At 74.3% G+C, this 19,148-nt stretch carries 15 protein-coding genes and 2 tRNA genes; 11 read left to right on the top strand and 6 right to left on the bottom strand.

Annotation, left to right across the window (positions count from 1 at the left end):
- On the bottom strand, positions 1-1,281 hold a 1,281-nt coding region (locus K7472_RS25990), incomplete at its 3' end, for a ThiF family adenylyltransferase (RefSeq protein WP_372458070.1).
- Between the two features lie 263 nt (positions 1,282-1,544).
- On the opposite strand from K7472_RS25990, the gene K7472_RS25985 reads away from it, so the two are divergent.
- Complete coding sequence (locus tag K7472_RS25985; protein WP_222980982.1) at positions 1,545-2,180, top strand: M48 metallopeptidase family protein; 636 nt, start codon at positions 1,545-1,547, stop codon at positions 2,178-2,180.
- A gap of 19 nt (positions 2,181-2,199) precedes the next feature.
- On the opposite strand, the gene K7472_RS25980 is transcribed toward K7472_RS25985, so the two are convergent.
- Both K7472_RS25980 and K7472_RS25975 read right to left on the bottom strand, forming a co-directional pair.
- Entirely contained in the window at positions 2,200-2,796 is a 597-nt protein-coding gene (locus tag K7472_RS25980; RefSeq protein ID WP_372458069.1) for an NUDIX hydrolase, read from the bottom strand.
- 2 nt (positions 2,797-2,798) lie between these two features.
- A complete protein-coding gene (locus tag K7472_RS25975; RefSeq protein WP_222980981.1) occupies positions 2,799-4,451 on the bottom strand; it encodes a zinc-dependent metalloprotease in 1,653 nt (550 codons plus the stop codon).
- Positions 4,452-4,728: 277 nt separating this feature from the next.
- Here K7472_RS25975 and K7472_RS25970 point away from each other — a divergent pair, with 277 nt between their 5' ends.
- The 4 genes from K7472_RS25970 to K7472_RS25955 all read left to right on the top strand — a co-directional run bounded on the left by K7472_RS25970 (position 4,729) and on the right by K7472_RS25955 (position 7,987).
- Positions 4,729-5,844 carry an SDR family oxidoreductase gene (locus K7472_RS25970; RefSeq protein WP_222980980.1) on the top strand — a complete coding sequence of 372 codons (1,116 nt, stop codon included), beginning with the start codon at positions 4,729-4,731 and terminating at the stop codon, positions 5,842-5,844.
- Between the two features lie 132 nt (positions 5,845-5,976).
- Complete coding sequence (locus K7472_RS25965; RefSeq protein WP_372458068.1) at positions 5,977-6,441, top strand: molybdenum cofactor biosynthesis protein MoaE; 465 nt, start codon at positions 5,977-5,979, stop codon at positions 6,439-6,441.
- A gap of 210 nt (positions 6,442-6,651) precedes the next feature.
- Positions 6,652-6,837 carry a hypothetical protein gene (locus K7472_RS25960; RefSeq protein WP_222980978.1) on the top strand — a complete coding sequence of 62 codons (186 nt, stop codon included), beginning with the start codon at positions 6,652-6,654 and terminating at the stop codon, positions 6,835-6,837.
- A 79-nt stretch (positions 6,838-6,916) separates the two neighbouring features.
- Complete coding sequence (locus K7472_RS25955; protein ID WP_222980977.1) at positions 6,917-7,987, top strand: YlbL family protein; 1,071 nt, start codon at positions 6,917-6,919, stop codon at positions 7,985-7,987.
- Between the two features lie 99 nt (positions 7,988-8,086).
- On the opposite strand, the gene K7472_RS25950 is transcribed toward K7472_RS25955, so the two are convergent.
- The gene (locus K7472_RS25950) at positions 8,087-8,653 is read right to left on the bottom strand and encodes a PPA1309 family protein (protein WP_222980976.1); all 567 of its coding nucleotides are present in this window, start codon (positions 8,651-8,653) and stop codon (positions 8,087-8,089) included.
- Between the two features lie 154 nt (positions 8,654-8,807).
- Here K7472_RS25950 and K7472_RS25945 point away from each other — a divergent pair, with 154 nt between their 5' ends.
- The 4 genes from K7472_RS25945 (at position 8,808) to K7472_RS25930 (ending at position 13,964) form a co-directional block, all read left to right on the top strand.
- Positions 8,808-11,651 carry a UPF0182 family membrane protein gene (locus K7472_RS25945; RefSeq protein WP_222980975.1) on the top strand — a complete coding sequence of 948 codons (2,844 nt, stop codon included), beginning with the start codon at positions 8,808-8,810 and terminating at the stop codon, positions 11,649-11,651.
- Between the two features lie 63 nt (positions 11,652-11,714).
- Positions 11,715-11,788, top strand: a tRNA-Met gene (locus K7472_RS25940).
- A gap of 365 nt (positions 11,789-12,153) precedes the next feature.
- Entirely contained in the window at positions 12,154-13,809 is a 1,656-nt protein-coding gene (locus K7472_RS25935) for a tetratricopeptide repeat protein (RefSeq protein ID WP_252396259.1), read from the top strand.
- Positions 13,810-13,890: 81 nt separating this feature from the next.
- Positions 13,891-13,964, top strand: a tRNA-Met gene (locus K7472_RS25930).
- Between the two features lie 91 nt (positions 13,965-14,055).
- Here K7472_RS25930 and K7472_RS25925 read toward each other — a convergent pair.
- Entirely contained in the window at positions 14,056-14,934 is an 879-nt protein-coding gene (locus K7472_RS25925) for a trypsin-like serine peptidase (RefSeq protein WP_222980973.1), read from the bottom strand.
- A gap of 177 nt (positions 14,935-15,111) precedes the next feature.
- On the opposite strand from K7472_RS25925, the gene K7472_RS25920 reads away from it, so the two are divergent.
- Positions 15,112-16,803 (top strand): hypothetical protein, encoded by a 1,692-nt coding sequence (locus tag K7472_RS25920; protein ID WP_222980972.1) that lies wholly within the window; start codon positions 15,112-15,114, stop codon positions 16,801-16,803.
- 45 nt (positions 16,804-16,848) lie between these two features.
- On the opposite strand, the gene K7472_RS25915 is transcribed toward K7472_RS25920, so the two are convergent.
- Entirely contained in the window at positions 16,849-17,265 is a 417-nt protein-coding gene (locus K7472_RS25915; RefSeq protein ID WP_222980971.1) for a Fur family transcriptional regulator, read from the bottom strand.
- 171 nt (positions 17,266-17,436) lie between these two features.
- Here K7472_RS25915 and K7472_RS25910 point away from each other — a divergent pair, with 171 nt between their 5' ends.
- The gene (locus K7472_RS25910; RefSeq protein WP_308014090.1) at positions 17,437-18,897 is read left to right on the top strand and encodes a catalase; all 1,461 of its coding nucleotides are present in this window, start codon (positions 17,437-17,439) and stop codon (positions 18,895-18,897) included.
- Positions 18,898-19,148: the final 251 nt, after the last annotated feature.

Genomic DNA, 19,148 nt, shown 5'->3' with positions numbered 1-19,148 from the left:
GGGGGGGGGGGGGGCGGGTTGGGGGGGGGGGGGGGGGGGGCGAGCGCCGACGCTCGCGATCCCCGCCGGGGGGCCCCCCCCCCCCTCCCCCTCCTCCCCGCCCCCCGCTTTCGGTGTGTCGTGAGCCGCCCCCGCCACGTCCGCCACCGCACTCCACGCCGCACCGGCCTCCGGCGTCCATGCCGCGCCCGTCCCCTCCGCGCCCGCCCCCGCCGCGCGCCCCTCCGCACCCCATGCCACGCCTGCCGTCGCCGTCCTTCCTCCGCCTCCGTCCAGGAACGCCAGCGCGTGGGCCGCCGTCAGGCCGGCGATCGCGGTCGCCAGTGCCACGTCGCAGGCCGGGACGCCGGGCGGTCGACCGGAGCGCAACTGTGCCAGGAGCCGGGGCCACGCCGGGTCCGCCCGCGCCCGGTGCAGTTCCAGGCACCCCGCGCAGCCCGTCCTGCCCGGCAGCACCAGCGGGCCGACCACCCCCGTGCCCTCGCAGACACCGGCGTACAGATGCGGGATCCCGGCCGCCATCAACGCCTCCGCCTGCGCGGGATCGGGCGCGTACGCGCCGAGTCCGTCCCGCGGGGCCAGCACGACCAGGGCCAGCGGTGGTTCCGGTCCGGCGCGGGCGGTCCTGGGCCTCGGACGCGGATCCGGCGCGGCCCTGCGCATCGCACCCCGGGCGGCCGACTCCCTGCGCTCGCCCACCTGCGCCGCGCCGACCCCGGCGGGCGCGGCGTCCCACGGCTCGACCGTGCCGCCGTCCACCACGTCCACCGTGCCCACGCCCGCCGCCGACAGCACGGCGGCGACCGAGGCGCCCACCCGTCCCGCGCCGCGTACCTGGACCCGTATCGCCCGCCGGTCCGCCATCCGCCGTGCCGCCGCACCGGGCTCGGGGTGTACCACGGACAGCGACGCCAGATCGGGACGCAGCCGCTCCAGGGTGTCGGGGCGGCGTATCACCTCGCCCAACTCGACGGCGCTGTCCGCGTCGTCCAGCACACCGCCCCGCCTCAGCTGTGCCAGCAACCGGCGCACCCGCTGCGGACCGATCCCCAGCGCGGCGGCCTCCTGCCGGAGCAGATCAGGCCCCCGCGTACCGTCGAGCATGCGCAGGAACCGCGCCGTCGCGTCGTCCACCGGCTCCAGCACCACGGCCCGCCCGGGGTCGACGCCGAACTGCAGACTGTCCCGCGTCCGCCAGCCACGCCGCAGGGCCGGCTTGAGCAGGGGATGCATCCTGACCACCTCCGTCGCGAGGACCGCTTCCGTGATCCGGTTGATCACGGGAACAGCATGCGGCGAGTGATGGATCGCGTGCGCAGAGTTATCCACAGGCGGGCCGAAAGGTCGTTTTATGTGACACCACCCCGCCGCTGACTGCCCCGGCCTCTCCGGCCACCCCACCCCCCCCCCGCCCCCCCCCCCCCCCCCCCCCCCCCCCCCCCCCCCCCCCCCCCCCCCCCCCCCCCCGCCCCCCCCCCCCCCCCCCCCCCGCCGCTCAACCGCCCCGGCGACCCGCAGGCCGCCCCCCTCGGTACCGTCGTCCCATGCCCCGCACTCCGGCCGACCCCGTCCGCCCCACTGGCCCCGCTCCGGCCGCCCCCGTCACCGAATCCGCCCCGGCAACCACGACCGCCCCAGCCCCGACCGCCGCCCCCGCGACAACCCCCATCCACACCGTCGAAGTCCGCCGCAGCCCGCGCCGCAGGCGTACCGTCTCCGCCTACCGCGAAGGGGAGCGGACCATCGTGCTCATCCCGGCGCGGATGTCCGCCGCCGAGGAGAAGCGGTGGGTGACCGTCATGCTGGAACGGCTGGCCGCCAAGGAACGCCGGCGGCCTCGCGGGGACGACGCCCTCGCCGAACGCGCCGCGCGGCTTTCGGCGCAGTACCTCGACGGGCGCGCCCGGCCCGACACCGTGCGCTGGGTGACCAACCAGAACTCCCGCTGGGGCTCCTGCACCCCCGCCGAGGGCAGCATCCGGCTCTCGCACCGCTTGCAGGGCATGCCGGACTACGTCGTCGACTACGTTCTCCTGCACGAGCTGACCCACCTGCTCGTGCCCGGCCACGGCCCCGACTTCTGGGCGCTGCTGAAGGCCTACCCCCGTACCGAACGCGCCCGCGGCTACCTGGAAGGCGTCGCCTCGGCGGCCCACCTTCCCGGGCCCGCCGAGGACTGACCCCGCGGGTCCGACGCCCTCAGCCCAGCGACTCGCGCGTCCGCGCGACCAACCGCACCACCGACGTGTCCGCGACCGACGCCACCTCGTCGTAGCCGAACCACCGCAGGTCCAGCGACTCGTCGCTGATCGCCTCCACCGCGCCCGCCGGGGCCAGCGCCGCGTACTGCACGTCCAAGTGCCAGGCGCAGGGCGTCGGATGACGGTCGAGACGGACCGGGCCGCCGGGCAGCAGGGTCAGGCCCTCGATGCCCGACTCCTCCGTCGCCTCACGCAGCGCCGCCCGCTCCAGCGTCGCGTCGGACAGCTCGCAGTGGCCGCCCATCTGCAACCACATCCGCAACTTCCGGTGCAGTGTCAGCAACACCCGCCCACGCGACGGATCGACCACCAGCGCGCTCGCCGTCACATGCCCGTCCGCGCACGACTTCCACATCCCGTCCGGGTACGCGGCCAGATGCCGGAGGTAGTCCGCGCGCAGGCGCTCCTGCTCCGCTGCCTCCGACGGCTCCGGCGCTTCTGACCTCTCCGGCGCGCCGCAGGCCCCCGGGCGCCAGCCCTCCAGCACCCGCACCGCGTCCCCGTGCAGGCCGCCACCGACGGCGGCCCCCGTCACGCTCACTTCGTACCGGCCGGACCGCTTCCGGAAGGTCCGTCTTCGGAGGGCCCGTCCCCGGAGGGCCCGTCATCGGACGGCCCGCCGTCCTCCTTCGACCCCTTGGAGCCTCCGCCCTCCCCGCGCGCAGCGTCACCCAGCATCCGGTCCAGCGCGTCGAAGTCGAACGCCTCCTCCGCCTCCCGGTGCACGAAGCCGTCCGGGTCGTCGAGGTCGGCGGCCGTGGGCAGCATGTCGGGGTGCGCCCACAGCGCGTCGCGGCCGTCCACGCCGCGCGCGTCGGTCAGCGACGCCCACAGCCGAGAGGCGTCCCGCAGCCTGCGCGGACGCAGTTCGAGACCGATCAGCGTGGCGAACGTCTGCTCCGCCGGGCCACCGGTCGCACGGCGCCTGCGCAGCGTCTCGCGCAACGCGCCCGCCGACGGCAGATGCGGCGCGGCGGCCGCGTGCACCACCGCGTCCACCCAGCCCTCGACCAGCGCCAGCGCCGTCTCCAGCCGGGCCAGCGCCGCCTTCTGCTCCGGGGTGTCCTCCGGCTGGAACATGCCCTGCTGCAACGCGTCCTGCAACGCCTGCGGGTTCGCCGGGTCCAGCTGGCCCACCGCGTCCTCCAGGCGCGCGGTGTCGACCTTGATGCCGCGCGCGTAGCCCTCGACGGCACCGAACAGATGCGCCCGCAGCCACGGCACGTGGGCGAACAGCCGCTGGTGGGCGGCCTCGCGCAGCGCCAGGTACAGCCGGACCTGGTCCTCGGGGACGCCGAGGCCCGAGCCGAACGCGGCCACGTTCGCCGGGAGCAGCGCGGCCTTGCCCGCCGGGCCCAGCGGCAGGCCGACGTCGGTCGAGCCGACCACCTCGCCCGCCAGCACGCCCAGCGCCTGGCCGATCTGGGTGCCGAACATCGCGCCGCCCATCGAACGCATCATCCCGAGCAGCGGGCCCGCCATGGCCTGCATCTCCTCGGGCAGCACGCCGCCCATCGCCGTGCCGACCCGCTCGGCGACCGGATCGACCAGCTCCTTCCACACCGGCAGCGTCGCCTCGACCCACTCGGCCCGGCTCCACGCCACCGCGCCGCCGGAACCCGACGGCAGCGACGTCGTGCCGTCCAGCCACAGGTCGGCCAGGCGCAGCGCCTCCTGCACCGCGGCGCGCTCGGACGCACCCACGCTGGCGTCCTTCGAGCCGTCCTGCGCGCCCTGCGCCACCGTCTGGCGGGCGATGTCCTTGGCCATCTCCCAGTTCACCGGGCCGCCCTCGTACGAGAGCATCTGCCCGAGCTGCTGGAAGGCGGCGCCGAGGTCGTTGGGGTTGAGCGAGCCGAACATCGCCGCCAGCGGATTGTCCGCGCCCGGAGCGCCCGGAGCGCCGGGGCCGCCCGGACCTCCGGGCAGGCCGAAACCACCGAAGCCGCCGGGCAGCCCGCTGAAACCGAACGGGTTGCCGCCCGGCCCCTGCCCCTGGCCCGCGCCCTGGCTCCCGCCCTGGCCCTGATCCCCGCCCTGGGCCTTGCCGTCGCCCTGCCCCTGACCCTTGTCGCCCTTGTCGCCGCCGGTGTCGTCACCGCCGTCGCCGCGGCCCTTGCCGGTCGCGCCCTCGCCCCCGTCCTCGGGCTCCTCAGGAGGGACGCCGAAACCAAATGGGGTGTCGCTCACGGGTTTCCTCGGCTCTGTGTGTGCGGACTGTCCCTGTGCGGACTGTCTGTCCACGGGCGGACTGTCTGTCTGCGGACTGGCTCTTTGCGGACTGTCTGTTTGCGGACCGGCCGCTTACGGACCGGGTGTGCGAGAGGCTGTACCACCAGCGTAGACACCTCTCGGGCAGGATGGGACGCGCGCACCCCCGTCATATGCGGCGGTACCTCGTACCCCTCGTAGTACCCCTCGTATTCGTCGTATCCGTCGTACCAAGGACAACAGTGGGAGACACCCGGTGAGTTCCCCGGAACCGCACGTTCGCTCAGGGCGGAGCAGCGCCCCGGCCTCAGGACCGGTGGTCGCTGTCACCGGCGCGGCATCCGGCGTCGGCCACCTCCTCGCGCGACGGCTGGCGGAGTCCGGCGAGGTCAGGAAGGTCGTCGCGATCGACGAGCGGCGCGCCGAGGCGCCCGGCGTGCTGTGGCGGGTGCTGGACGTCCGCGATCCGGCCATCGCCGACCGGCTGCGCGTCGACGGGCGCCCGGTCGACGTCGTCGTCCACCTCGCGCTCGACCTGGACCTGGAGTCCGACCCCAAGGCCCGCACCGCGTACAACGTGCGCGGCACCCAGACCGTGCTGACGGCCGCCGCCGCCGCGGGCGTGCACCGGGTCGTCCTGGTCACCTCCGCCATGGTCTACGGCGCGCTGCCCGACAACGACGTCCCGCTCGCCGAGGACGCGCCGCTGCGCGCCACCGAGGAGGCGACCGGCGTCGGCGACCTGATGGAGATCGAACGCCTCGGCCGCCGCGCCCCGCGCGCCCACCCCGGACTCAACGTCACCGTGGTCCGCCCCGCCGTCCTGGTCGGCGGCACCGACACCGCGCTGACCCGCTACTTCGAGTCCCCGCGCCTGCTGGTCGTCGCGGGCAGCCGCCCCTGCTGGCAGTTCTGCCACGTCGAGGACCTGGTCAGCGCCCTGGAGTACGCGGCGCTCGGCAAGGCCGAGGGCGAGATGACGGTGGGCTGCGACGGCTGGCTGGAACAGGAGGAGATCGAGGAACTGTCCGGCATCCGCCGCATGGAACTGCCGCAGTCCGTCGCCCTCGGCGCCGCGTCCCGCCTGCACCGGCTGGGCCTGACGCCTTCCCCGGCCGGCGACCTCGCGTACACCATGCACCCCTGGGTGGTCTCCGGCAGCAGGCTGCACGAGGCGGGCTGGCGGCCGAAGTGGACCAACGAGGAGGTGCTCGCCGAACTCCTGGAGGAGGTCGCGGGCCGCCACACGGTCGCCGGGCGGCGCCTGGGCCGCAAGGACGCCGCCGCGTCGCTGGGCGCGGCAGGCGCCACGGTCGCGCTGGTCGGCACGGCCGCGCTGGTGCGCAGGGCACGCAAACGACGCGGCATCTAGGCGGTCGGCGGGGGTGGCCCGGAAGCCGCCTCGGGGATCGCTCCGGGCGGATTCCTTTGTCGGATCCACCGGAGACGCGGCTGTATTTTCATACAGGAAGCGCGTTTTCGTTTGCCCCGGGGGTGCGGCACGATGGCTGACATGGCACGTACGCACGACCCCGACGGCGGACCCCAGGACCCGATCAGGCTCCTGGCGATCCGGGACACGCCCCTGTCCGTGGACGAGGTCTTCCGCGCGGTCGGCGCCGACGTCGCGGGCGGCACCGCGCTGTTCGTCGGCACCGTACGCGACCACGACGGACGCCCCGAGCAGGTCAGCGGACTGTCGTACTCCGCCCACCCCAGCGCGGAGGCGGAACTGCGGCGCGTCGCGGAGAAGGTCGCGGCGGACTTCCCCGTCGCCGCGATGGCCGCGGTGCACCGCGTCGGCGACCTCGCGGTGGGCGACCTCGCGGTCGTCGTCGCCGTCTCCTGCCCCCACCGGGCCGAAGCCTTCACCGCCTGCCGCCGCCTCATCGACGACCTCAAGCGCGAGGTCCCGATATGGAAGCACCAGACCTTCGAGGACGGGGCCGAGGAATGGGTGGGAGCATAGCCCCCACCCGGCCCCCCAAGTCCGACCCCGCGCACCGCTCCCGCCCCCCCCGCGTAGCGTCCCTCACTCTTCTGCCGTACCGAACCTCACCGCTCCGGGTGCGTGCGGTTGCGTAACCGGCGCCCCGCCAGCAGCGTTGGAGCGGTGAGCGATTAATGTGCTCATAGGTCCTGCTTCGGTACGTGTGCGGGTTGTCGTCGGGAGGCCGGTATGGCGGCGTTGGCGTGGTTGCTGATCCCGGTCATCGGCGTGGTCACCGCCACCTTGTGGGCGGGCTGGGCCGGGCGCAACCGCAAGAAGGCGGGGGACAACGACTCGCTCGCCGGGTACGAGCGCTTCCGCGAGGCGATGGCGAAGTCGTCGACCGCCGGCGATCCCGACCCCGACCAGGCCTGAACGAGCCGGTCCGGGCCCGGCAACCCTGACGGGCTCACCCCGCGGGCGCGTTGACAGGCAGGTCCCGTACTGTCGTGCCATGCCACGCCGGACCGCGACCCTGCTGACCTCGACGCTGCTGCTGATAGCGCTGCTGTGCGTCGGGGTGCTGATCCCCGTGCCGTACTCCGAGATGTCCCCGGGACCCACCGTCAACACCCTCGGCGACAACGACGGGCAGCCGGTGTTGCAGATCTCGGGCCGCAAGACGTACCCGACGTCCGGCAACCTCAACATGACGACGGTCCGGGTGACCGGCTCCGACTACACCATGAACCTGGTCGAGGCGGTCGCCGGCTGGCTGTCCGACGACGACGTGGTCGTGCCGCACTCCACGCTCTACCCGGACAACCAGACCGCGCAGCAGGCCAACCAGGAGGACGCGGAGGAGTTCAGCCAGTCCCAGGACAGCGCGAAGGTCGCCGCGTTGAAGGCCCTGCACCTCCCGGTCGGCTCGCAGGTCGTCGTCGGCGCCGTCGTCAAGGGCGACCCGGCCGAGGGCAAGCTGCACGCGGGCGACGTCATCAAGGCCGTCGACGGCACGGCCGTCACCCAGCCCGGCGACGTCGCGAAGCTGGTCACCAAGCACAAGCCGGGCCAGGACGTGGTGTTCACCGTCATCCCGGCGAAGAACGCGGGCACCTCGGGCGCCGCCACCCAGCAGGTCACCGTGCGCACCGCCAAGGCGTCCGACAACAGCCGCGCGATCGTCGGCATCCAGGCGCAGACGGCGCACACCTACCCGTTCCCGATCAACATCCAGCTCGCCAACGTCGGCGGGCCGAGCGCGGGCATGATGTTCTCCCTCGGCATCGTCGACAAGCTCACGCCGACCGACCTGACCGGCGGGAAGTTCGTCGCGGGCACCGGCACCATCGACGACAACGGCACCGTCGGCCCCATCGGCGGCATCCCGCTGAAGATCATCGCGGCGCACGACGCGGGCGCCAAGTACTTCCTGACGCCCAAGGACAACTGCGCGGAGGCGTCCCAGAACCCGCCCTCCGGCATCCGCCTGGTCGAGGTCGCCACGCTCAACGACTCGCTCAACGCCCTGACCGACATCCGCGAGGGCAAGCTGTCCGCCCTGCCGAGCTGCACCAAGGGCTGACGCCGCGCCAGGGGCTGACGGCGGCACGCTCACGGTACGGGTGAGGGCCCGCGCGGACGATCCGCGCGGGCCCTCACCGCGTACCGAAGACAGCCGGGCCTACTCCTCGAAGGTCGCCCGCAGCGCCTCCGCCAGCCCCGGCACCAGTTCCGAGCCGGTCAGGACCTCGCGCGCCGAGTCCTTCTCGCGCAGCCGGATCGCCGACTCCCGGGTGCCGTCGCGCAGCACGCCCACCGTCAGCCGCACCTCCTGGCGTTCGGGGTGCTGCGCGACCCACGCGGCCAGCGCCTCGTCGTCCAGGTCCCGCGGCATCGACGCCTCCGCGCTCGGCGGCAGCATCAGCCGCTCCACCGCCAGCGCGCAGCCCGCCACCACGTCCGGCCAGGCGATCGTCGCCAGGAACTCGTCCAGCGGCGCCCCCGCGGGGATCTCGTCCTGCTCGACCGGGGTGAGCGCACCGGTCTCGGAGCCGTCCTCCAGACCGAGCTGCTCGCTCAGCGCGGGCTCCTGGGAGCGCAGCCGCTCGGTGTCGACCAGGGCGAACAGCCGCGCGGGCTGGTCCCAGCCGAGGCCCGAGGCGTAGTCGTCGATCTCCAGAACGGCGCGGGTCAGGGGGGTGGCGGCGATCGGGGTGCCGTCGCCGGGGGCAGCGGGAGTGTTGGACATGGGGACCATCCTGCCCTCCCGGTCACCCGGAACGGGAACCGCGTCAGCCCTGAGTAAGTTGGCATGGGTGGGTGTCCGCACCCGGACGCCGTACGGGAGGCCGTGCGGCACGCCTGTTCGCCGACGTTTCGAGGTGCGCGCCTTGGCTTTCCACATGCCCGATCGCGAGGAGGGCCCGACGGGGCCCGCGTCGGCCGTGGGCGGAACGTCACGGCGGGTGCGGGCGCTGTTCGTGACCCTCGGCGCCCTCGCCGTGCTGGGCATGGCGTTCGTGATGTTCTCCGGCTTCTGGACCGACTGGCTGTGGTACCGGTCGGTGCGCTTCACCTCGGTCTTCACCGTCACCTGCCGGGCCAGGCTCGGGCTGTTCACCGTCTTCGGCCTGGTCATGGCCGTCGCCGTCGGGCTGAACGTGCACCTGGCGCACCGGCTGCGCCCGCCGCTGGGCGCGATGTCCGCGGAACAGGAGAGCCTGGACCGCTACCGGCTGGGCATCGCCCCGTTCCGCACCTGGCTGCTGGTGGCCGTGTGCGCGGTGGTCGGGCTGATCGCCGGGGCGTCGGCCGCCGGGCAGTGGCGCACCTGGCTGCTGTACGAGCACGCGGTGCCGTTCGGCACCAAGGACCCGCGCTTCGGCCTGGACGTGTCGTTCTACACCTTCGACCTGCCCTGGTACCGCTTCCTGCTCGGCTTCGGGTTCGCCGCCGTGCTGCTGTGCCTGATGGTGTCGGCCCTCACCCACTACCTGTACGGCGGGCTGCGGCTGACCACCCCCGGCGGTGCCCGCGCCACCGCCGCCGCCACCGGCCACCTGTCGGTGCTGATGGGGCTGTTCCTGTCGCTCAAGGCGGTCGCGTACTGGCTGGACCGCTACGGGCTCGCCGTGAAGGGCGGCGGCTTCGCGGCGGTGCCCGGCTGGAGCGGGCTGCGGTACGTCGACGCGGACGCCTACCTGCCCGCCAAGACCATCCTGTGCTGCATCGCGATCATCTGCGCGCTGCTGTTCTTCGCGACCCTGTGGCGGCGCACCTGGAGCCTGCCGGTGCTGGGCCTGGGCCTGATGGCGCTCTCCGCGATCCTCATCGGCGGGCTGTACCCGGCGATCGTGCAGAAGTTCCAGGTGCAGCCCGACGAGGCCGCCAAGGAAGCGCCGTACCTGCAGAAGAACATCGACGCCACCCGCGCCGCCTACGGCATCGCCACCACCAAGGAGACCGCCTACCCCGGCACCGCCGCGTCGTCGGTTTCCGCGACGAAACTGCGCGCGGACGCCGCGGGCGCCGCCGACGTGCCGCTGCTCGACCCGGACCTGACCGCCCCCGCCTTCCAGCAGGCGCAGGCCGGCAGCGGCTCCTACGCGTTCGACTCGCCGCTGTCCGTCGGCCGCACGCCGGCCTCCGGCGGCACGGAACGCGAGACGGTCGTCGGCGTGCGCGAGCTGAACCCCGACGCGGTGCCGCGCGACGACTGGGTCGACGACCACCTGCGCTACACCCACGGCTACGGGCTCGTCACCGCCGACGCCGACACGACCACCGACACCGGCGCCCCCGTCTTCACCACGGGCGGCACCGGCGCGGACACCCTCGCGCAGCCACGCGTCTACTACGGCGAGCAGACCACCCAGTACGCCATCGTGGGCGGCCCCACCCCAGAGCTGGACGAGACGGCGGGGCCCGGCGGCAAGGGCTACCACTACACCGGCGGCAGCGGCGTGAGCCTGGCCGACCCGCTCACCCGCGCCGCGTACGCCATCCAGCTCGGCCAGCCGCGACTGCTGTACTCCGACGTCGACAAGAACTCGCGCATCCTGTACGACCGCACTCCCCAGCAGCGGGTGCGGGCGGTCGCCCCCTGGCTGACCGTCGACGGCGACCCGTACCCGGCGGTGGTCGGCGGCCACCTCGAATGGATCGTCGACGGCTACACCACCAGCGACGACTACCCGTACTCCTCCCGCACCACCCTGGGCGACCCGGCCGCCGACGGGGACGACTCCGACGGCACGACCGCCGCCTCCGGCGGTCAGGTCGACTACGTCCGCGACGCGGTCAAGGCGACCGTCGACGCGTACACCGGGCAGGTCCGGCTCTACCAGTGGGACACCACCGACCCGGTCCTCAAGACGTGGATGCGCGCCTACCCCGGCACCGTGCGGCCCAAGTCGGCGATACCCGCCGACCTCGTGTCCCACCTGCGCTACCCGACGGACCTGTTCACCGTGCAGCGGCAGATGCTGACCCGCTACCACGTCACCGACGCCGCCGACTTCTTCAGCGGCGACCAGGAGCTGCGGGTCCCCGACGACCCGGCGAAAAAGGGCTCCGGCGGGATCCAGCCGACCTACCTCGACGTGCGCCTGCCCGGCAGCACCACCCAGCGCTACAGCCTCACCAGCCCCCTGACCCCCGCGGGCCGCACCACCCTCGGCGGCTACCTCGCCGTCGACTCCGACGCGACCAGCCCCGGCTACGGCACCCTCACCCTGCTGCGGACGCCCGCGGGCGGCGCCGGGCCAGGACCCGCGCAGGTGCACGACCGCCTGACCACCGACACCGGGGTCGCCGCGCAGATCGGTGCCCTGCGCCGCGGCGGCTCCGACGTCGAGTACGGCGAGCAGGTGGCCGTGCCGCTGGACGGCGGGATGCTGTACGCCGAGCCGGTCTACGTGCGCGGCGCGGGCGCCGACGCCGCGCTGCTGAAGAAGGTGCTGGTGGCCTACGGGAACCGCACCGCGCTCGACGACACCCTCGGCCGGTCGCTCGACGACCTGTTCGGCACCACCACCTCCGGCACCCCGCCGCCCGCCGCCACCGGCGCCTCCCAAGCCGTGCGGCAGGCACTCGCCGACGCCCAACGGGCGTACGACGCCGGGCAGAAGGCGCTCAAGGCCGGCGACTGGACGGCGTACGGCACCGCGCAGCGGCAGCTCGGCGAGGCGCTCCGCCGGGCCAGCGGCGCCGCGTCGGACACCGGCACACCCGCCCCGACGTCGTAGAACGCCGCATACGGCCGAAGTGGGGGACAACTCCCGCGTCGTGGTACGGTTGCCGCACAACGACGCGGGGTGGAGCAGCTCGGTAGCTCGCTGGGCTCATAACCCAGAGGTCGCAGGTTCAAATCCTGTCCCCGCTACTGGAGAGGGAAGGCCCGGAAGTCCCCAGGGACTCCGGGCCTTCCCCATGTGCGGAACGGGTGCGGACTGGTGCGGGGGCTGGTGCGGAACCGGGCGCGGGCCCCGGAGCGTGTTCGAACGGGGATGCGGACGAGAAAGACCCCAACCGCCGTTGTTTGCCATGTCGTTGTGTCGGGAAGTCGACAAAACGCTGTAGAGACCTCACAGGCTGCGGTATACCAGGTGTACGCCGGTTGCGGGTGGTGCGACGATGGATCCCATGGGGGATGGTGCGAAAGTTCTGCAAGCTCGTCCGCCGAACCGCGGCGCGAGCGTAACAACCGTGTCCGACCAGCCGGTTGAGACCGTCGTCCTCGACGACGACATGCTGACGGCCCGTGAGGAAGCCGAGCTGGAGGCCCGCCATCGGCGCGCCGCGGACGCGGGGGACGCGGGTGCCGGCAGCCTGCTCGGCACGCTGCTGCTGCGTCGCGGCGACGTGGACGCGGCCGAGCCCTACCTGCGCGCCGCCGGGGCCGCGGGCGACCGGGCCGCCGCCAACAACCTGGGCGTGCTGCTGCACCAGCGCGGTCTGGCCGACGAGGCCGCCGGCTGGTGGCGGGTCGCCGCCGTCGCGGGCAGCGCCGCCGCCGCCCACGCGCTCGGCCGCCACCACCGCGAGCGCGGCGACGAACCCGGCGCCGAGTACTGGCTGCGCCAGGCCGCCGAGTCCGGCCACGCCCTCGGCGCGTACGCCCTCGCCCAGCTGCTGGAGCACCGCCGCGACGTCGGCGCCGAGCGCTGGTACCGGGCCGCCGCGGAACAGGGCCACCGCGAGGCGATCCACCGCGTCGCCCGGTACTGCGCCGAGCGCGGCGAGAGCGCCGAGGCCGAGCAGTGGTACCGGCAGGCCGCCGCCCGCGGCCACCGCGTCGCCGCCCTGCGCCTGGGCACCATGCTGGAGGAACGCGGCGAGCTGAAGGAGGCCGCCCGCTGGTACCTGACGGCCGCCAGGGACGGCGAGCCGCAGGCCGCCTGCGCGCTGGGCTTCCTGCTGCGCGACGAGGGCGACGTGGACGGCGCCGCCGAGTGGTGGCGGCGCGCCGCCCTCGACGGCGACGGCCGGGCCGCCAACGCGCTGGGCGCGCTGCACGCCCAGGAGGGCGAGACGCAGACCGCCGAGCGCTGGTACCGCGTCGCGCTCGAAGCGGGCGATGACAACGGTGCCTACAACCTCGGCCTGCTGTGCGCCGCCCGCGGCCGCACCGCCCAGGCCGAGCAGTGGTACCGCCGCGCCGCCTACGCCGGTCACCGCGAGGCCGCCAACGCGCTCGCCGTCCAGCTGCTCCAGCAGGGCGACGCGGCGGGCGCCGAGCCGTGGTTCTCCAAGGCCGCCGAGGCCGGCAGCGTGGACGCCGCGTTCAACCTCGGCATCCTGTGCGCGGGCCGCGACGAGCACGAGGCGGCGCTCGGCTGGTACCGGCGGGCCGCCGCCGAGGGCCACACCGAGGCCGCACTCCAGGTCGGCATCGCCCTGCAACGCGACGGCGACGCGCCGGCCGCCGAGCAGCACCTGCGCCGGGCGGCCGGCGGCGGCAGCGCGGAGGCCGCGTTCCGCCTCGGCACCGTCCTGGACCAGGACGGCGAGGAGTGCGAGGAGTGGTACGAGCGAGCCGCACGGCACGGCCACCGCAGGGCGCAGGTGCGGCTGGGCATGCGCTCCGCCCGCCGCGGCGACACCGTGGACGCCGCCCGCTGGTACCGGCTGGCCGCCGAGGCGGGCAGCCGGGACGGCGCGTTCAACCTCGGGCTGCTGCTGGCCCGCGAGGGCAGCGAGCCGGAGGCCGCGCTGTGGTGGCGGCGCGCCGCCGAACGCGGTCACGGCCGGGCCGCGCTGCGCCTGGCCCTGCTGGCCGCCCGGCGCGGCGCGCTGGACGACGCCAGGACGTGGTGCGCGCGGGCCGTCGAGTGCGGCCCCGCCGAGGTCGCCGAACGCGCGGCCCGGCTGGCGGACGCCCTGCGCCAGGAGCTGACCGCCTGACCGCCTGTCGGCCGGACGGTCTGACCTGGACAACGGATTTGCACTGCTCAGAACGCGTCGTCTACAGTGGAGCCACAACGACGCGGGGTGGAGCAGCTCGGTAGCTCGCTGGGCTCATAACCCAGAGGTCGCAGGTTCAAATCCTGTCCCCGCTACTGAACGGTGAGGCCCGGAACCGCAAGGTTCCGGGCCTCACCGCTTTTCGTTCCACGGGTATCGCCGCCGCTGTCAGCGCTGTCAGCGCTGTCAGTGGCCCGCCTGGCCGCCCTGGCCCGCGACCGCCTCCGCCAGCAGCGACTTCGTCGCCGCCGTGAAGTAGGGGCTGTAGGAGATCGCGTTCGTGTGCGGGTCGTCGTCGGAGGGCCCGCCGCCGTTGAAGCCGCCGACGATGCCCACCAGCTCACCGGTCCTGGCCCCCGGCTTCAGCAGCACCCACGGGCCGCCGGAGACGCCGGTGGTGTAGCCGTCGCAGTGCATCTCGCGGTAGTTCGGCTGCGCCGGGGAGCGGTAGACGTCCATGGCGCAGGTCAGCTGCGCGTCGCCCGGGTTGTCGTCGTCCGGGTAGCCGGTCGTGGTCACCGACGTCAGGTGGTACGGCAGGTTCGTCACCAGCGTGTTGGCGCCGACCGCGTCCTCTATGCGGGCCCCGTCGGACCGCGTCACGCGCAGGAACGCGTAGTCGTAGTCCTCGTCGTGGTTGTCGGTGTAATGCGGGTCCACCCAGATCCGGTCGACCTGCCAGGTGCCGTGCGGGTTGCTGCCGCCGGTCGTGCCCGGCGCCACCGACAGACCGGTGTTGTACGAGCCGTCGGCGAACACGCAGTGGGCCGCGGTGATCACGATGTCGCCGCCGGGGCTGTGCACCACGGTGCCGCTGCACGTCGGGGTGGAGTCACTGGCCAGCAGCCGCACCACCGACGGATACGCCTGCCCGGCGCCCAGGTACGTCCCCTTGCGGTTCCAGTCGTCCGGCGGCGTGGGGTCGGCCGTCGCCGGGGCGGCGCGGTGCTTGGGCTGCTGGGCCAGCGCCACCACGTGCGGGGCGTACTCCACGAGTCCGGCGGCGACGGCGAGGACAGCCGCCGCCGTCAGGAACGCGATCCGCGTCCGCCTGCGCCGGCCCACCCCGCACCTCCCTCAGCTCGCTGTGCTGTCGCTGTGGGGACAACGCCGTCCAGAATACGGCGCACCCCGCCGACTCGAACCAGTCTTCGGTAGAGGACCGGTATGGCCTGGGCAAAGGCGAGCAAACTCCCTTGGAAGGCGGCCCGAGCTGGGCGATTCTGGAACTCCGGGAGCGGCGTGGGAGCGGCGGAGGCGGAAGTGCTGCGCAGAGGGCAGGCGCGAACGGCGCTGCGCCGCCGGGCCTCCGGACCCGGCGCGGCGGACAGCGGCCGCTGGCGGGCGCTGCGCGGATCGGCGGCGACCGGCCGTCCTGCGTCCGTCGCCACCCTGCTGACCGCCCTGCGCGCGAGTGCGGCCACCGGCGGTGACGAGGACCGCGCCGCCGCGCTGGCCGAACTGCTGCACGCGCCCCCGGAACTGTGGCTCGATCTCGACCGCGCGGCCCGCGACCCGTCAACCCGCCCCGGCCCGGGCCCGGCCGGTCCCGCCGCCACCCTCGTCACGCCCCGCGCGGGTGCCCGCGGTCATCCGTCGCCGACCGCCCGCGACGGAGAACCGCTGCGGCTGCTCCTGGACTCCTTCGACCGCGACGGCCGCCGCCGGCAGGACGCCGTCGAACGCCTGGCCCGGGCGGGCGGCCCGATCGCCGCGGTGGCGCTGGCCCTGCGCGCCGACGACTGGGTGCCCGCGGTACGCGACCGCGCGGTGGCCGCGCTGCTGGCCCACGTGGCGCCCGACGAGGCGGCCGCCGCGGTACGGGTGCTGGCCCGGCTGGAGCGGCGCGGCCGGGCGGGCGAGGCGCTGGCCGCCTACCGGGCGGTGCTCGCGGAGCCCGAACGCCGCCGCACCGTGCGCCGCCTGGCCGCGGAACCCGACCCGTACGCCCGGCGGTTCGGCATGGCGCTCGCGCTCGAACTCGGCGAGTACGTCCGCGGCGACCTGGCCCGCGCCGCGCTGCACGACCACGACCAGGTCTGCCGCGAGCTGTGCGCGCAGGCACTGCTCGACCTCGACCCGGACCAGGCCGGACGGCTGATGTGGGCGCGGTCGGCGGGGGTGCGGGAGCTGGCGGTGGCCGCGCTGCCCGACGACGTGCCCGCCGCCCGGCTGGTGGCGCCGCTCGCCGACCGCTCCCGCACGGTGCGCGCCCAGGCCCGCTGGAAGCTCTACCGGCGCGGCGAGCCCCCGGTCGAGGTCTACCGCAGGCAGTTGCGCCGCTGCGGCCGCACCACGCACCCCCGGCTGGTCGCCGGACTCGCCGCGGGCCTGGGGGAGTGCGGGGACGCGGCCGACCTGCCCATGCTGGCCGTGCTCGCCGAGGACCCCTCGTGGGCGCCGGTGATCCGCCGCGCGGCGGTCCGCGCCCTCGGCAGGCTGGCCGCCGGGCCCCCGCCGCGCCCCCGGCGGCCGCGCGAGGCGCCCGACGCGCGCGGGCAGGGCCCGGGCCCCGACGTGGCCGGGGTGCTGCGGGCGGCGGCCGGTGATCCGGCGGCGGGCGTGGCACGTGAGGCACTGGACGCGCTGGCCGCCACCGGGACGGCCGACCCCGCGACGCTGCGGACGGCGCTGGAGCGGCCCGAGTCGCCGGTGTGGCGGGCGGCGCTGCGCGCGACGGAGGCACTGGACCGCCTCGACCGGCTGGAGCTGCTGCTGCGGGCGGCGTGCGACGCCCGGCCGCAGGTCGCGACAAGCGCCAGGGCACGCGTCCACACCTGGCTGCGCGAGCCGAACGGGGACGACGCGCCGCCGCAGGAGCGCGTACGGACGGCACACGTACGGACGCGAGAGGTGGAACGGCTGCTGCGGCGGGCGCCGCTCGCCCAGGCCGACCGCGACGCGGTCACGCGGGCGCTGCGCGGGCGGCGATGAGCTGCCGGGCGCGGGGGTGCCCGGGGCGTCAGGCTTTGACGGTCGTCAGGCCGTGACGCAGTCCGGGCACAGGCCGCGGTAGGTGACCTCGACGTCGGAGACCGTGAAGCCGAAGCGTTCGCTGGAGGGCAGGTCGGCCAGCGGGTCGCCCGCGGGATGCACGTCGCGGATGGCGCCGCAGCGCGAACAGACCAGGTGCTGGTGCGGGCGGTGCGCGTTCGGGTCGTAGCGCTTGGCCCGCCCGTCGGTCGCGACCTCGATGACCTCGCCGATGGTCACCAGCTCGCCCAGCGTGTTGTACACCGTCGCCCGGGAGATCTCGGGAAGGCGCGAGGCGGCTCGCGCGTGCACCTCGTCCGCGGTCAGGTGGACGTGGTCCCCGTCGAGCACCTCGGCGACCACCCGGCGCTGTGCGGTCAGCCGCCAGCCGCGTCCGCGAAGTCGTTCCAGCAGGTCACTCATGGACACCAGCCTAACAGTGCGATATCCGGACTCCGAATCCGTATGGGACGCGATTTGGTACGAGTCGCGATCCAGTCCGGAGATGGGTCTCATCTTGACTTGGACTCTGTCTATCGTAGGATCGGTTCTGGCGACAGCCGAGGGACAGGACGCACAGCAGGGAGACTTCACGTGACGGTTCACCAGGACGGTCCGCTGACCACCGAGGCGGGAGCCCCGGTCGCGGACAACCAGAACAGCCAGACGGCCGGTCCCGGCGGTCCGGTGCTGGTCCAGGACCAGTCACTGCTGGAGAAGCTGGCGCACTTCAACCGCGAGCGCATCCCCGAGCGCGTCGTGCACGCCCGGGGCGCGGGCGCGTACGGCACGTTCACCGTCACCCGTGACGTGAGCCGGTGGACGCGGGCGCGCTTCCTGTCCGAGGTCGGCAAGGAGACCGAGGTCTTCGCGCGCTTCTCGACGGTGGCCGGCAACCTCGGCTCGGCCGACGCGGTGCGCGACCCGCGCGGCTTCGCGCTGAAGTTCTACACCGAGGACGGCAACTACGACCTCGTCGGCAACAACACGCCGGTGTTCTTCGTCAAGGACGCCATCAAGTTCCCCGACTTCATCCACACCCAGAAGCGCGACCCGTACACCGGCTCCCAGGAGGCGGACAACGTCTGGGACTTCTGGGGGCTGAGCCCGGAATCCACCCACCAGGTCACCTGGCTCTTCGGCGACCGCGGCATCCCGGCGTCCTACCGCCACATGAACGGCTACGGCTCGCACACCTACCAGTGGAGCAACGAGGCGGGCGAGGCCTTCTGGGTCAAGTACCACTTCAAGACCGACCAGGGCGTCCGGAACCTCACCACCTCCGAGGCGGCCGAGACCTCCGGGCTCGACCCCGACAGCCACCAGCGCGACCTGCGCGAGGCCATCGAACGCGGCGCGTTCCCGAGCTGGACCGTGCAGGTGCAGATCATGCCCGTCGCGGACGCGCCCGGCTACCGCTTCAACCCGTTCGACCTGACGAAGGTCTGGCCGCACGAGGACTACCCGCCGATCGAGATCGGCCGGCTGGAGCTCAACCGCAACCCGCGCAACGTCTTCGCCGAGGTCGAGCAGTCGGTCTTCTCCCCGGCGCACTTCGTGCCCGGCATCGGCCCGTCGCCCGACAAGATGCTCCAGGGGCGGCTGTTCGCCTACGGCGACGCGCACCGCTACCGCGTCGGGATTAACGCCGACCACCTGCCGGTCAACCAGCCGCACGCGACGCGGGCCCGCACCCACGCGCGCGACGGCTTCCTGTACGACGGACGGCACGGCGGGGAGAAGAACTACGAGCCCAACAGCTTCGGCGGTCCGGCCGAGACCGGCCGCGCGCTGTGGGAGCCGGTCGCGGTCACCGGCGTCACGGGCGACACCGAGGCGCCCTCGCACGCCGAGGACGACGACTTCGGCCAGGCGGGCACCCTGTACCGGCTGATGTCGGAGGACGAGAAGGGGCGCCTGGTCGACAACCTCGCGCAGTTCATCGCCAAGGTCTCGCGCGAGGACATCGCGCGGCGCGCGATCGACAACTTCCGCGAGGCGGACGAGGACTACGGCAAGCGACTGGAGGCGGCGGTCCAGGCCCTCCGCGGCTGACGTCGTTTGCCGTATGAGGGGACCGGAGCCCGCGGCTCCGGTCCCCTCAGAGGTGTGCGCTTTCGGGTGGGGGACGGTGTTCGTGGGGGCTGCGCCCCCACGCCCCTGCCCGGGGGCTGCGCCCCCTGGACCCCTGCGACGCGGCGCGTGCGCGGGGGTGGCCGGGCCGGGGGCTGCGCCCCCTGGGCCCCTGCGACGCGGCGCGTGCATGGGAGTCGCCTGCCCAGGGGCTGCGCCCCCTGGGCCCCTGC

The sequence above is a fragment of the Streptantibioticus parmotrematis genome (genome assembly GCF_019890615.1).
In the GTDB taxonomy this organism is placed as follows: Bacteria; Actinomycetota; Actinomycetes; order Streptomycetales; family Streptomycetaceae; genus Streptantibioticus_D; species Streptantibioticus_D parmotrematis.
The sequence above is the reverse complement of the archived record's forward strand: the minus strand, read 5'-3'. Positions and strand labels throughout refer to the sequence as shown.

Coding starts and splice junctions, on each gene's coding strand:
- K7472_RS25960 (WP_222980978.1), top strand. CDS start 6,652: ATGGCGGCGTTGGCGTGGTTGCTGATCCCGGTCATCGGCGTGGTCACC.
- K7472_RS25985 (WP_222980982.1), top strand. CDS start 1,545: ATGCCCCGCACTCCGGCCGACCCCGTCCGCCCCACTGGCCCCGCTCCG.
- K7472_RS25950 (WP_222980976.1), bottom strand. CDS start 8,653: ATGTCCAACACTCCCGCTGCCCCCGGCGACGGCACCCCGATCGCCGCC.
- K7472_RS25935 (WP_252396259.1), top strand. CDS start 12,154: ATGCTGACGGCCCGTGAGGAAGCCGAGCTGGAGGCCCGCCATCGGCGC.
- K7472_RS25945 (WP_222980975.1), top strand. CDS start 8,808: ATGCCCGATCGCGAGGAGGGCCCGACGGGGCCCGCGTCGGCCGTGGGC.
- K7472_RS25965 (WP_372458068.1), top strand. CDS start 5,977: ATGGCTGACATGGCACGTACGCACGACCCCGACGGCGGACCCCAGGAC.
- K7472_RS25915 (WP_222980971.1), bottom strand. CDS start 17,265: ATGAGTGACCTGCTGGAACGACTTCGCGGACGCGGCTGGCGGCTGACC.
- K7472_RS25955 (WP_222980977.1), top strand. CDS start 6,917: ATGCCACGCCGGACCGCGACCCTGCTGACCTCGACGCTGCTGCTGATA.